This is a genomic window from Caballeronia sp. LZ035, from assembly GCF_031451175.1.
In the GTDB taxonomy this organism is placed as follows: domain Bacteria; phylum Pseudomonadota; class Gammaproteobacteria; order Burkholderiales; family Burkholderiaceae; genus Caballeronia.
Map to the genome: position 1 here is coordinate 986896 of NZ_JARUXS010000004.1, position 13612 is coordinate 1000507.

At 68.0% G+C, this 13612-nt stretch carries 12 protein-coding genes; 2 read left to right on the forward strand and 10 right to left on the reverse strand.

Going from position 1 to position 13612, the window contains the following annotated elements; translation table 11 throughout:
* The first annotated feature begins 89 nt into the window (after positions 1–89).
* The gene (locus tag QCE88_RS34945; protein WP_309910058.1) at positions 90–479 is read left to right on the forward strand and encodes an MAPEG family protein; all 390 of its coding nucleotides are present in this window, start codon (positions 90–92) and stop codon (positions 477–479) included.
* A 45-nt stretch (positions 480–524) separates the two neighbouring features.
* On the forward strand, positions 525–1199 hold the full coding sequence (locus tag QCE88_RS34950; RefSeq protein WP_309910060.1) for an alpha/beta hydrolase: 675 nt from the start codon (positions 525–527) through the stop codon (positions 1197–1199).
* Here the strand turns inward: QCE88_RS34950 and QCE88_RS34955 are convergent.
* The 10 genes from QCE88_RS34955 to cobA form a co-directional block, all read right to left on the reverse strand.
* On the reverse strand, positions 1164–2144 hold the full coding sequence (locus QCE88_RS34955; RefSeq protein WP_309910061.1) for a nucleoside hydrolase: 981 nt from the start codon (positions 2142–2144) through the stop codon (positions 1164–1166). The two genes, QCE88_RS34950 and QCE88_RS34955, sit on opposite strands and share 36 nt — an antisense overlap.
* A complete protein-coding gene (locus QCE88_RS34960) occupies positions 2141–4159 on the reverse strand; it encodes a hybrid sensor histidine kinase/response regulator (protein WP_309910062.1) in 2019 nt (672 codons plus the stop codon). Before QCE88_RS34960 ends, QCE88_RS34955 begins: the two co-directional genes overlap by 4 nt.
* Before the next feature lie 250 nt (positions 4160–4409).
* Entirely contained in the window at positions 4410–4568 is a 159-nt protein-coding gene (locus tag QCE88_RS34965; protein ID WP_309819798.1) for a hypothetical protein, read from the reverse strand.
* A 251-nt stretch (positions 4569–4819) separates the two neighbouring features.
* Complete coding sequence (locus QCE88_RS34970) at positions 4820–7576, reverse strand: Hsp70 family protein (protein ID WP_309910063.1); 2757 nt, start codon at positions 7574–7576, stop codon at positions 4820–4822.
* Positions 7577–9463: an Hsp70 family protein gene (locus QCE88_RS34975; protein WP_309910064.1), complete on the reverse strand. Its 1887-nt coding sequence runs from the start codon at positions 9461–9463 to the stop codon at positions 7577–7579.
* Positions 9460–10059 (reverse strand): DUF2760 domain-containing protein, encoded by a 600-nt coding sequence (locus QCE88_RS34980; RefSeq protein WP_309910065.1) that lies wholly within the window; start codon positions 10057–10059, stop codon positions 9460–9462. The genes QCE88_RS34975 and QCE88_RS34980 overlap by 4 nt, the downstream gene beginning before the upstream one ends.
* Positions 10060–10430: 371 nt before the next feature.
* Positions 10431–10916, reverse strand: a complete 486-nt coding sequence (locus QCE88_RS34985) for an adenosine-specific kinase (RefSeq protein ID WP_309837845.1) — start codon at positions 10914–10916, stop codon at positions 10431–10433.
* Positions 10917–10968: 52 nt separating this feature from the next.
* Positions 10969–12099: a CmpA/NrtA family ABC transporter substrate-binding protein gene (locus tag QCE88_RS34990; RefSeq protein ID WP_309910067.1), complete on the reverse strand. Its 1131-nt coding sequence runs from the start codon at positions 12097–12099 to the stop codon at positions 10969–10971.
* A 26-nt stretch (positions 12100–12125) separates the two neighbouring features.
* Positions 12126–12701 (reverse strand): ANTAR domain-containing protein, encoded by a 576-nt coding sequence (locus QCE88_RS34995; protein ID WP_309819810.1) that lies wholly within the window; start codon positions 12699–12701, stop codon positions 12126–12128.
* Between the two features lie 96 nt (positions 12702–12797).
* Positions 12798–13556 (reverse strand): uroporphyrinogen-III C-methyltransferase, encoded by a 759-nt coding sequence (cobA, locus tag QCE88_RS35000; RefSeq protein WP_309910070.1) that lies wholly within the window; start codon positions 13554–13556, stop codon positions 12798–12800.
* Positions 13557–13612: the final 56 nt, after the last annotated feature.

Here is a 13612-nt window from a genome sequence, read left to right on the forward strand (position 1 = left end):
GAGGCCGGACCGCATTCAAGGTAACACGCTCGCGGATCGCGATGGCATGATGGCGCGACCCGTTCCGGGCATTCATCGATGGAGGCGCCGTGAGTTTCGAACTGACGATGCTGGCATGGACACTCGTGCTCGCACTGGTGCAAGTCTTGCTCCCTGCATTCGTACGCAGCCGCGAAGTGGGGCTGCGCTACAACGCCGGCCCGCGCGACGCTCCCACACGGCCGCCCGGCCGGCTCTCCGGGCGCCTGCTGCGGGCCCAGTCGAATCTCTTTGAAACCCTGCCGATCTTTGCCATCGCGGTGCTGATCGTGCATGTGACCGGACGCGAGAACGTCCTGACGCACTACGGCGCGCTGGCCTATTTCGTCGCGCGCCTGGTGTACGTGCCGCTATACGTGGCGGGCGTGCCGTTCGTGCGCTCGCTCGTCTGGCTGGTGTCCATCGTGGGGATCGTGCAGATTCTCGTGCCGATCGTCTAGCCGCTGTCCGGCAACCCGCGTGTTCAAGCAATGGAGTACGCAGCAATGACTGATCAACCCGCCACCGTCGAAATTGAAACTGCGCCGGATCCCCGCTTCGCCGTGATCCTGATGCACGGCCTCGGCGCCGATGCCAACGACTTCGTGCCGCTCGTGCCCGAGTTGCGCCTGGCCGATGCGCCCGCCATCCGCTTCGTGTTTCCGAACGCGCCGGAGATTGCCGTCACCGCGAACAACGGCTATGTGATGCGCGCGTGGTACGACATCCTCTCCTTCGAAGGCGTCAACCGGCGCGTGGACGAGTCGGGGATCGAGGCCTCGATGGCGCGCGTGCGCGAGCTGATCGCCGAACAGAACGCGCGCGGCATTCCCACTGAACGCATTTTCCTGGCGGGCTTTTCGCAGGGCGGCGCGATGACGTATCACGCCGGCCTCACGCATCCGGAGCGGCTCGCGGGGCTGATCGTGCTGTCGGGCTACATTCCGTCGGAAGGGCTGATCGGCGAAGCCTTGAGCGAGGCGAACCGCACGCTGCCGGTCTTCGCCGCGCACGGCACCTTCGACGACGTGCTGAAGCCAGTCCTCGGCGAACAGGCGTGCGAGTTCGCGCGCGAGCAGGGCTGCGATGTCGAATGGCATGCCTATCCGATGCCGCATTCGGTCTGCATGGAAGAAGTGGAAGCGTTACGTCAGTGGCTCGGTGCGCGCTTGGTTTCTTAAGGTCTCAGCGAAGAGTGTCAGCACCGCGTCCGCGTTCACGCCGATGCACGCGTCGCAGGCCGGACGCGTGTCCCATTCCGGTGCGGGCGCGTGCATCGAGTCGGGCTTCTGCACGGTGAGGCCGGCGGCGATGCCCTCCGTCAGCACCCGCACTGGCCCGCGCCGCGTCACATAGTTTTCGCGCGCCACGACAAACGCCGCCGCCGAGTAATCGTGCGCGTAGATGCCGCCTGCGACGCCTTCCTGCGCATGAAAGCGTTCATAGAAGCGCGACACGTCCCACACGAAACGGCCCGCGTCGCCGGCGCTGTCGCGCAATCCGGCCAGGAACGCGGTGGTCATCACGGTTTCGTGCGTGACATCGAGTCCGACGATCGACACCTTCCAGGGCGCGCCGAACACGATGTCGGCGGCATCGGGATCGCCGTGCATGTTTGCCTCGGCGGCCGGCGTCACGTTGCCGAGCGCGCCATGGATGCCGAACGCGCCGCCCATCACGACGACCTCGCGCACCAGCGTCGCGATGTCGGGATCGAGTTGCAACGCCAGGGCGAGATTGGTCAGCGGCCCGACCGCGAGCAGCGTGATCTGACCGGGATGCGCCCGCACCGTCTCGACGATGAAGCGATGCGCCTCGCGCCCGTCTTCTCGCCCGGAAACGCGATCCCGCTCGATCTCCCCAAGCCCGTCCTTGCCATGAATATGCGGAATCGGCTGGGGTGCGGGCCGCCGCAACGGCGCCGCCGCGCCGCGCACGACCGGCACGCCCGGCGCGAAGCGCTGCGCGAGATAAAGCGCGTTGGCGGTGGTCGTGTCGATATCCGCGTTGCCGAACACGCTCGTGATGCCCATCAGTTCAATGCCCGGATGCAACGCCTGGAACACGAGCGCGATGGCGTCGTCGATGCCGGGATCGGTGTCGTAGATGATCCGGTGCAGCGTCATGCGGCGTCCGCCGTCTCATGCTGCGGCAGCAGCGCAAGCATGCCGCGCCGCAGTTCGGCGGGGCTGACCGGCTTGCTCAGCACGTCCTGGTCGCACGCGAGCGGCACGATGCAGGCCGCCGGCTCGCCCGTCACGACGAGCACGGGACACGGCCGCCCGAGCTTCGCGGCGCCGAGCATCGCTACCTGGCGGGCGGTGCGGGTGTCGCGCAGACGGAAATCGGTGATGATGAGATCGGGAAAGCGCTCGATGTCGCTCAGGATGTCCTCGTATTCCTCGAAGGTCGCGGCCGAATCGAACAGCACGCCCCACTGGGTCAGCAGCGCTTCCGTCGAGGCGCGCACCAGCCCGTCGTCTTCCACGAGCAGCACATAGCGGCCCTTCAGCTGCGCGGCCTCGGCCGCTTCCGAGCGCACCGGCACGCGCGCCGACGGCTGATCCTGCGTCGGTCCGCACAGCGGCATTTCCAGCGAGAAGCGCGAGCCGCGTCCCTCGGTGGACTTGAGCTCGATGCGATGCTGGTCGAGCATCGACATGACCGCGTTGACGATCGACAGCCCGAGCCCCAGCCCCTTGTCGCGATCCTGTTCGGGATTGTCGACCTGGAAGAACGGCTGGAAGATCGCGTCGAAATAATCGGCGGGAATGCCGATGCCGTTGTCCAGCACGTCGATGCGCGCACGCGTGGCCGAGCGCACCACGCCGACGATCACGGTCGGCCGGGTCGACTTGCTGGTATCCGCGTACTTGATGCCGTTCGAAACCAGATTCGCGACCGCGCGCCCGAGCCAGTGCGCATCGCTGCGCACGCAGACGACTTCTTCCTTCGGCAGCCGCAGGCGCAATTCGACACCCCGGCTCGTCGCGAACGGCCGCAATTGCTCGGCAGCTTCCTCGACGATCTGCCGTACGTCGAACACGTGATAGCGCGGCACGACCCGTCCCGATTCGAGCCGCGACAGATCCAGCACGGCGTTCAGCAGGCGCGCGAGGATCACGGAGGAACGGCCGCAATCGTTGATGAGCCGCTCGGCCTGGTCGAACTCGCCGTTGCGGATCGCCTCGGCGGCGGCCTGCAGGAACAGGTTGAGGGCGTGCATTGGCTGCCGCAGGTCGTGGGTTGCGGCGGCGAGGAAGTTGGACTTGTCGCGGCTCGCGGTTTGCGCCGCGATCATCTGCTGTTCGCGCAGCGCGAGCAGCGCGTTGGTCTTGTTCTCCTGATCCTTCTTCGAGATCTCCAGTTCGCGGTTCTTGCGCCCGAGCGAGCCGTTGGCGGCGCGCAGCTCGTCGTTCAGCGAAGCCAGCGCGCGCTCCGAGCTGTAGCGTTCGCGCGAGACGCGCTCGGCGTGTGTGCAGACGCCATGTCCGACGATCAGCACGTTGAACATATAGAACAGGCCGGCGAAGAAGTCCTCGGTGTTGAGCAGATGGATCGTGATCTGGCACAGCACGACCGAGGCCATCGTGATCGCGCCGGCCGTCAGCGCGACCCGCGAGCGCAGGTAGAAGAAGCTGAACTGGAAGAACAGCGCCAGATAGAGGCCGATGAAATACTGCGTGTAGTTATAGGGCGCGGGGGTGATCGCGACCATCGTCAGGATCAGGCACAGCAGTCCGTAGATGCCGGTGAGGATCACGCGCTGCGCGTTCGCATGCGAGCGGAACGACGGCCGGAGCACCAGCGCGCCGACGAAGATCAGCAGCGCGACGCCCGCGAAGCGCAGCGCGAGAATGTCGGCGAGGCGCACGTTGAGCGCCTTGTTGCCGCGCACGAAGCTGAAGTCCCACCAGAGAAAGCACGTCCAGATGACGAGCGCGAGCAGCGCGGACGCGCGCCGGAATGCGCAGAAGCGCTGACTGTGATCCTCAAGGAATTGCGCCTCGAGAGCGGGATCGGAGAATGGCGCCGGAATCGCGAGATTGCGCACCAGGCTCGCGACGGCTTCACGCGCGGCCGCGGACAGCACTCCTGGGGGACGCACGCCGGCGGCGGGTTGCGGTACGGCCATCTTCATGCTCGCTCTGGAACAGGGGACTCTACTTTAGGACAATGCGGTCATACCAATACGCCTTTTTTTAGGCAACAACCGTTATATCCGGCAAATATTGCGGTTTTATGGGTCTTTTCAGGCGAGGTATTGAGGGATGAGGCGGGAACCGGCCGGGTCGAACAGCGAGCGCCGCGAAGGCCGCGCCCGCCGTGTCGAAGGATAGCCACAGGAACTGCCCCCGCGCGATGAAGAGGGCGGATCGGTCGATGACCGCTCAGGACTTCGGTTTTGCCTTGGTGGTGCGCTTGGTGACCTGCATCTCTTTCGCGCCTGCGGCCTTGGCGGGCGATGCCTTGGTGCCGGCCGTTTTCTTGCGGCTCGACATTTCGGTTTCGGCAGGTTGCTGAGCTGAAGCCTTGCGTGGGGATGGCATGATGACCTCCTTCAGGACGTGTCGGGATCGACACACTGATAACCATAGGCGGCGCTCCACCGCTATTCAAGACATCGCGCGGCTGAAACGCTTCTGATGACGAAGTATTTCGGGCTTGGGTTCGGCGGATACGTGGAGTGGATGCGCTGAGCCGAGTCATTTAGCGAAACCGCTGAGCGAGGCTACTGGGCGGAGCTACGGAGCGAGGTAGCAGGGCGAAGGCGCTGAGCGGAGCCACTGACCTGCGCCCCTCACCGAATCAGCTTGAGCCCCGCCGGCAGCGTCTCGCCGAAAACGCGGCCTTCATCCGCGCGATCCAGTTCCACCGTCTCGCGGACCATCGCGATCCACGACTGCGCCGCGCCCATCGTTTCAAGACGCTGGATGACGGCGGCGCGGATCTCGTCGGCAAGATCGCGCGAGCGGTCACCGGTCATCCGGGCGATCTGCACCGCGGCGAACGCGGCGGGATCGACCTTCTTCCAGTCGAGCGCGAGCAGGGCGTCCAGCCAGCGCGTCGCGACGTCGGGCGGCACCACGCCGTGCGCGCTCCCGTAGAACGGCTGGCGCGCGCCGATCCGTCCCAGCGCCCACCAGCCCTGGATGTTTTCCGAAGGCTTCTTCAGGCGCGTCAGCAGCCACTCGCCGACCTCGATCTTGCGCTCCACCGGCACGCGTTCAAGCGACGCCGCGAGCCGCACCATGTCCTCGTACCCCGCACGCGCCGCGCCCGCCGCACGGCGATAGCGGCTCGTGCCGGGCGGCTGAAGCACGAAGGCCATGTCGTCGAGCAGGCGCAGCTGGGCCGTTTCCGACAGCCCGCCGGCCGCGCGCCGCCACAGCGTCCACCACTCCGACCAGATCTGGCTTTCGTTGCTGTACTGGATGCCCTGGTCGAACAGCGTCCATAGCTGCTCGACGCGCCAGTCGTCGAGCGGATGACCGAAGCCCGGCCGCATGCAGAAGCCCGTCAGATTGAGCCACAGGCGTTCGTGATCGGCGCTGCGCCGACGCCGCTTCGCGCGGTCGAACAACGCGCCGAACAGCTCGCGCAACAGGGCGATGTCCCAGGTATCGCGCGTGCCGAGCGTCTGTTCGAGCTGCGCGCGCAGGCGCTTCACCTCCTTCGGACCGACGTCCTGCGAACGCGCGCCAAAGGTGCGGTCGATCAGTTCGACGGCTTTCGGCAGCGCCGGATGCGTGACCGCGCCCGCTGGTTCGGCCGGCGCCGCTTCATGGCGCAACTGGAATTCGAGCAGCCAGCGCTTCGACGGGTCGTCGACGGCGATGCAGTGCATCGCAAGCGTACCCACTTCAGTGAGCGAGGTCGTCAGCTGCACGGCGGTTTCGCGGGGCCGGGCCGCGTCGCCGGCGTGTCCATCGATGACGGTGGCAATCGGCGGCAGCCGCACGAAGTCGCCCACTGCGCCGAGGTCTGCGAGTTCGCCCGGCTGCCAGGCTGTCTCCGCCACCGACGACGCCAAATGAAACCGCACCGGCGCGCCGAGCGTCAGCGCGAAGGTGCGATCGGCGAGATGCACCGGCTGGTCTTCCTCGGTGCCGCGCGGCAGCACGCACACGCCGCGCGTGCTCTCGGGCTCGTCGTCGAGCAACAGGAAGAAGCTGCGCGCCGAGCCGCCGCCGATCTTCGGCGCATGACCCGCGCGCGCCAGCGCATAAGCGACTGCGCCGCGCGCGACGGCCACATCGGGATCGGCGTTTTCGAGCACGTTGACGGACACCCCGCGCCAGTCCGACAGCGTCCGGGCGATGCGCCGTGACAGCGGCCCGGCGCGGAACACGCCGCCGTTCAGCAGCAGCGTGTCGGGAATGGCGAGAGCGTCGGGGGGAAGGTCGAGCGCCTTGCGGGCCTCGCCTGCATGCTGGCCGAGAAAGGCCGCGACATGGCGCGTGATGGCCGGATCGCTTGCATAGGGCAAGCCGAATTCCACCAGCCCGCCGCGCGCGCGTCCCGGGCGGTCATGGGCGGACACCTGCGGAAAGAAACCATCGACGATGATCTGCCCGATCTCGTCGCGCGTGATCTCGACCGAGCGCGCCCCGCCGATGAGCTTCGAGCCCGCGCCCAGCAGCGTGACCGCGACAGACTTGGGCGCGTCCTGGCCGAGCAGTTGTTCCTTCGCGGCCCGGCAGCGCTCGACGAGTTCCGCCATGCGCGCCGCCGAGAGCCGCGCGGTATCGCCGGCGAGCCGCCTCTCGACGAGATGCGCGAGCGCCAGGTCCATGTTGTCGCCGCCGAGCATCAGATGGTTGCCCACGCCGATGCGCGTCAACACCGGCTCGCCATCCTGCATTGCGACCTGGATCAGCGTGAGGTCGGTCGTGCCGCCGCCCACGTCGACGATCAGGACCAGCCGCGTCTGTGCAAGCTCACGGCCCAGCGTCGCGCGATGATGGAACAGCCAGTCGTAGAACGCCGCCTGCGGTTCCTCCAGCAGGCGCAGCGTCGTCAGCCCCGCCATGCGCGCCGCTTCGAGCGTGAGGGCGCGCGCGCCTTCGTCGAACGAGGCGGGCACGGTCAGCACCACGTCCTGGGCGTCGAGCGGCGCGTCCGGAAAGCGCTCGTTCCACGCGGCATGCACGTGCGCCAGATAGCTCGCGCTGGCGATCACCGGCGAGATCTTCTCGACGTCGTCGCCCGCGCCCCACGGCAGAATGGGCGCGAGCCGATCCACGGCGCCGTGCGACAGCCAGCTCTTCGCGCTCGACACGAGCCGTCCCGGCGCCTGCGCGCCGAGCTTGCGGGCGAACTGGCCGATGACCGCCGCCGCTTCCATCTCGCCCCACGGCAGGTGGAGGTCTTCGCTGCGGAGTTCGCCGGGCGCGTAGTGATAGCGCAGCGACGGCAGCAGCGGCAGCGCCGCGACCTCGCCCGGCGCGACGAGCTGGTCGATGCCGAACACGCGCACCTCGTCCGAGCCGGCCGCCGCGTACGCGACGACCGTATTGCTCGTGCCGAGATCGATGCCGACGCTGTAACGCGACACTTACAGGCCCATGCCCTGATCGATGCTCGCGTTCGGACCGCCGCGCACGTCGAACTCCACCTTCCAGCGTTCCGACGAACCGCGCGGAATCGCTTCGAGTTCGAGGGTGCCCGCTTCGGTCACGCGGGCGTGCAGCTTGACCGGCACGACCTCGCCGGGCGTGCGGCCTTCGGACGGCAGCGAGGCCTCGATCTCTTCCAGTTCCTGGAGTTCGTCGGGCTGCCAGAAATCGAGCAGCGTGCCGACCTGGTCCTGACGCCGCACCGACGAGCCGAAGAAGCGGAAATGCACCGGCTCGCCGACGACCAGGCCGAATTCCTGCGCGGGCAAGGCGGCGTCGGTGCCTTCCTCCATGCCGAACGGCGCGACGCACAGCGCCTGCACCGGCGGTTCGAGGCCGGGCACGGCGGGCATCGCCGATTCGATCGCCACGTAATACGCGCGCGCCGTGCCGCCGCGAATCCGCACGCCGCTGCCATGCCGCACGTAGCCGTAATAGGCCGCGCCGCGCGCAACCGCGAGATCGAGGTCCGCGCCTTCGAGCAGACGGGCGGCGGGCGCGTTTTCGGCGGCGAGCCAGTGGTTGAGCGTGGCCATCACGCGCTCCACCAGCAGCGGCGACTTGAACACGCCGCCATTGAACAGGACGACGGTCGGATGCAGCATCGTCGCGCCCTGCGGCGCCTCGCGCCGGAGTCCTTCGACTTCGGCGAGTGCGTTCACCTGACGGCCGAGGAAGGCCGCGAGATGGCGCGTGACGGCGGCGTCCTGCGCGTACGGCAGGCCAAGTTGCGTCAGGCCGACACGCGCGCGCGACACGGGCCGCGCCGCGGCATCGACTTGCGGGAAGAAGCCTTCGAGCAGGATCTGGGTCAGTTCGGCGCGCGTGAGTTCGGTGCGCAGCGAACCGCCGATCAGCTTCGAGCCGCGACTCGGCACGACGAGCGGCACGGCTTCGGCGGCGGGATCGGAGAGCAGGGTTTCCTTGGCAGACCGGCACGCGTAGGTGAGCGCGCGCAACTGCCACGGGTCCGGCTGCGTGCCCTGCGCCGCCAGTTTCCGGGCGACGGTATGAGCCAGCGCGAGGTCCATGTTGTCGCCGCCGAGCAGGATGTGCTCGCCGACCGCGACGCGATGCAGTTCCAGATTGCCTTCACGCTCGACCACGGCGATCAGCGAGAGATCGGTCGTGCCGCCGCCGACATCGACCACAAGGATCACGTCGCCCACTTTCACCTGCTTGCGCCAGCCGCCCGCCGACTTCTGGATCCAGCTATAGAGCGCGGCCTGCGGCTCTTCGAGCAGCGTCATGCGCGTGTAGCCGGCGGCGGCGGCTGCTTCGGCCGTGAGTTCGCGGGCAGCGGGATCGAAGGAGGCGGGAATCGTCACGGTGACGTCCTGCTGGTCGAACGGCGCGTCCGGATGCTGATGGTTCCACGCTTCGCGCAAGTGGGTCAGATAGCGCACCGAGCTTTCCAGCGGCGACACGCGCTCGACTTCCTCGGGGGCATCGGCGGGCAGGATGGCCGCGCGGCGATCGACACCCGGATGGCACAGCCAGCTTTTCGCGCTGGAGACGAGGCGGATGGGCGTGCCCGCGCCCCGGCTGCGCGCCAGTTCGCCGACGATGAAGCGGCGTTCCTGCGTCCACGGCAGCGTCATGTCGCCGGGCGCGAGTTCGTTGTCGTGCGGCAGATAGAGGAAGGAGGGCAGCAGTTCGCGTTCTTCGGCGGCGCCGGGCGCAGTCAGCTGCGCGACCGGCAGCACGCCTTGCGCGGTCTTTTCACCGTCGCTGGCGCTCATGTCGACATAGGAGAGCGCGCAGTGCGTCGTGCCGAGATCGACGCCGATCGAATAGCGGGCGCGAGTGTCATTGATGTCGCTCACAGTTCCACCTCCGCCGGCGCGACGATGCTCGCATCATGGGACGGGGCGAGCTTCGGCAGGCGCGTGTCCTCGACCTTCCAGCCGCGATGGCTGATGCTGCCGCTGAACGGCGCGCGGCCGACGACATTGCCGGTCAGGCGCACGGCCGCCGCGTCGAAGCCTTCCTGCAGCGTGATACGGCTGCCTTCGGCTTCGCTGCGCACGGGGTTGATCGTGAAGTGCTCGCGCAACACGGCGCGGCAGCCGTCGTGCACGAGGCGGGCGGCGGCGCCGATATCGGCGTCGCTGTACTTGGTGATGTCTTCCTCGACGAAATCGACGAAACGCGCGTCGCGTTGCAGCAGCGCCAGCAACTGGAGCGCGGCGACCGGGCTCGCTTCCTTCAGCGCGGACGGCGCGGGCTGCACCGGCGCGGCGGCGGGCTTCGGCGGTTGCGGGGCGGTGGGGGCTGCGGCGGCAGGCGCGGCTTCGGGCGCATGCGGCGCGTCGCGCAGACGCTGCACGCGGCCGGCGAAGGCGGCGTCGCCCAAGACGCCGAAGAAGGCGCCGAAGGCGATGCCTATCCTGCCGAAAAAGCCTGGGTTCATGTCGGTCATGTGGTGCTCCTGTAGGCCGCGCGAGGACGACTCCGATCCTCGGGCGGCGCGGGTGGCCGGTGTTGGGTGCCGTTGGGCGAAAGGTGCCGGAATGCCCGCAGGTTCGTGTTCCGTGCGCCTGCGCGAGCAGACGGCATGCCTTCGCTCCGAAGACGACGGGACATAGCAAGGGACAACGCGGGAAACCTGGCAAACGCGCGCGTGGTGCGTTCACCGAATTCCGCTATTTTCCATGATGTCGCGCCCCGGCCGGAAAAACGCGCCTGAACACGCAGGTGCGCGCGACGGCCCGGGCTGCAACGGCGGGCCTCATTCTCGCGATTTGCGCGGCCAAGTCAAGGCGCGGCGGCGCTTTCCGAGTGTCGGAAAGGTCAGAGCTTGTAGCCGATCTGGCGCAGCAGGTTCTTGCGCCATTGCACGTCTTGTTCCGCTTCCACGCCGAGCGGCGGCAGGCCGTCCACCACGCCGACGATGCCGCGCCCCTGATCCGTCTGCGCAACCAGCACCTGGGTGGGATTGGCGCTCGCGCAGAAGATCCGGCAGACCTCGGGCACCGCCTTGACGGCATTGAGCACGTTCACAGGAAAGAAACCGTCGCCGAGCATGATGATGAAGCTGTGTCCCGCGCCGAGGGTCAGCGCATTGCGCGCGGCCAGATCGACGAGATTCTCGTCTGTGCCTGACGTGCGCACGAGCCGCTTGCCCGAGGCCTCGCAGAACGCGAGTCCGAAGCGGATGCCGGGCACCGCGCCGACCAGTGCCTCGTGCAGATCCTCGACCGTCTTGATGAAATGCGACTGGCCAAGAATGAAATTCGTGTTCTCGGGCTTGTCGATGCCGATCGCAAGCAGTTCCATGGCGTGTCTCCCGTGCGCGCAGGAACTTCCATGGTAGGCGCTCCGGCGCCGCTCACGCGCGAATTTCGAAGCCCGCGAGATACGCCGCGCTGTCACCGCCGTCCCACACGCGGCCGTCGCAGAAGGTGGCGGCGCGCCGCTCCCCGGGTATCGCGATGCCGGCCGCTTGCGCTGCCTCGCGATACAGCGCGGTCTGGTTGACGGCGGCCGCGAGGGCGGCATCGTCGGGCGCGTGGTCCAGCATGCCCCAGCGACGATACTGCGTGATGAACCACTGGCCGTCCGAGAGGCGCGGATAGTTGACCGCGCCGCCATCGAAGAAACGCACCGGCAGCGCGTGCGCGTCGCCGCCATGGGCCACCGAGAGACGCGCCTCGATCAACTCGCGCGGCGCATCCAGCAATTGCGCCGAGGCCAGCGCCTCCGCGATTTCCGTGCGGTGCGCAGGCGCATCGAGCCAGGCGCAGGCGTCGAGCAGCGTGCGCACCAGCGCGCGCGCCGTGTTCGGATATAGCGCGGCGAAATCGCGCCGGCACGCCAGCACCTTTTCCGGATGGTCCGGCCAGATTTCGCTTGTGTAGGCCACCGTGCGGCCCGCGCCGTGCGCCTCGGCCACCGCGTTCCACGGCTCGCCCGCGCAGAAGCCGTCGAGTTCGCCGGCCGCGAGCGCGTCGGCCATGCGCGGCGGCGGAATCACCACGCTGCGCACGTCGCGCAAAGGATGCAGGCCGTGCGCCGCGAGCCAGTAGTAGAGCCACATCGCGTGCGTGCCGGTCGGAAAGGTCTGCGCGATGACAGGCGGCCGGCCGAGGGCCTGTAGCGCGTCCCGGATGCTCGCGCCGTCTTCGATCGCATCGGCGAGTGCGCGCGACAGCGTGATGGCCTGGCCGTTGCGGTTGAGCACCATCAGCACGGCCATGTCCGCCTGCGGTCCGCCGATGCCCAACTGCACGCCGTACACGAGGCCATAGAGCGCGTGGGCGGCATCGAGTTCGCCGGAGAGGAGCTTGTCGCGCACGGCGGCCCACGACGGCTGGCGGCACAGTTCGAGCGTGATGCCGTGGCGCGCGCCGAGTTCGCGCAATGCGGCGACGGCGAGCGGCGCGGCATCGGAGAGCGCAACGAAGCCGAGCCGCAGATGCGTGCGTTCAGGCGCGGAGAAAGTGGTGTCGGGCGGGTTCATGACGGTTCTTGAATGCTCTTGGTCGGTCAGCGCAGCAGGTCGGCCATGGCGAGCAGCTGGCGCGCGATTTCCGCAACCTTCACCCCCTGATCCATGGCGCGCTTGCGCAGCGCGGCGTAGGCGTCGTTTTCGGACATGCCGCGCTTGTCCATCAGCAGGCGCTTGGCGCGGTCGATGACCTTGCGCTGCTCCAGTTCGTTTTCCACTTGCGCGAGCCGCAGGCGCAATTGTTCTTCATGAGCGAAACGCGCGAGCGCGACCTCGATGATCGGCGCAAGACGCGCGCTCGCGAGTCCTTCGACCGAATAGGCCGTGACGCCCGCGCCTACCGCCGCGCGGATGAATTGCTGGTCGGCGTCGTTGCTGAACATCAGTACGGGGCGGGGCGCCGCCTTGTTCATCACGGCGAGTTGTTCGAGCGTGTCGCGCGACGGCGATTCGGTATCGATGATGACGACATCGGGTTTCTGGCTCTCGACCGCCGCATGCAGCGCCGAGGGCGCGGCGACTTCGGCGAGCATGTCATAGCCCATGCGCGCGAGCTGCTCGCGCAGGTCGCCGATGGGCTTGTCGGTGTCGGTGACGAGGAGAACGCGCAGCATGCGGGAAGGGGGAGACGGGGTCATGCGAGGAACGGCGCAAGCGGCTGCGGAGACTTCAACGACTTTAACGCGCCGCCCGCCGTTTGAGAACCCGCGTCATGCGGCATGCGCGAACCCTCGGGCATGAATTTCGGATTCGACCGCCTCGCCGATCGCGCCGCCGACCAGGATCACGGCCGGGCTGCCGAGGCCTGCTGCGGCGGCGTCATCGGCGAGACGGTCGAGCGTGGTCACGAGACGCCGTTCCTGCGCCGAGCCCGCATGCTGCACGACGGCGGCGGGCGTGCTCGCGGGCAGCGCCTCGCGCAGCGCCGCCGCAATGCTAGCGATACGGCTCATGCCCATGTAGATGGCGAGCGTGGTGCCGGTGGCGGCAAGCGCCTGCCAGTCCGGCTGGCGATGATCCTGCAGATGCGCGGTGACGAAGGTGACGCCCTGGCAATGATCGCGATGTGTGAGCGAGATGCCGAGTCCGGCCGCCGCCGCGAAGCCCGACGACACGCCGTTGACGATCTCTACCGCGATGCCCGCTTCGCGCAGCGCCGCGATCTCTTCGCCGGCGCGGCCGAAGAGCAAGGCATCGCCGCCCTTGACGCGCACGACGTGCAGCCCTTTGCGCGCATAACGCTGCATCAGCCGCTCGATGAAGGCCTGCGGCGTGGACCGGCAGCCGCCGCGCTTGCCCACGCGGATCACGCGCGCCTGGGGCGCGAGCGAGACGATGTCCGGATTCGCGAGGTCGTCGAGCAGCAGGACGTCGGCGGCGGCGAGCGCGCGGGCGGCGCGCAGCGTCAGCAGGTCGAGATCGCCAGGACCTGCGCTCAGCAAGGTGACTTTGCCATTCGCGGTGTTCATCGTGATGTCCTCTTTCGACTGGAGCGTAAAAGCAAAACAAAAGGCGTCCGCTCGTG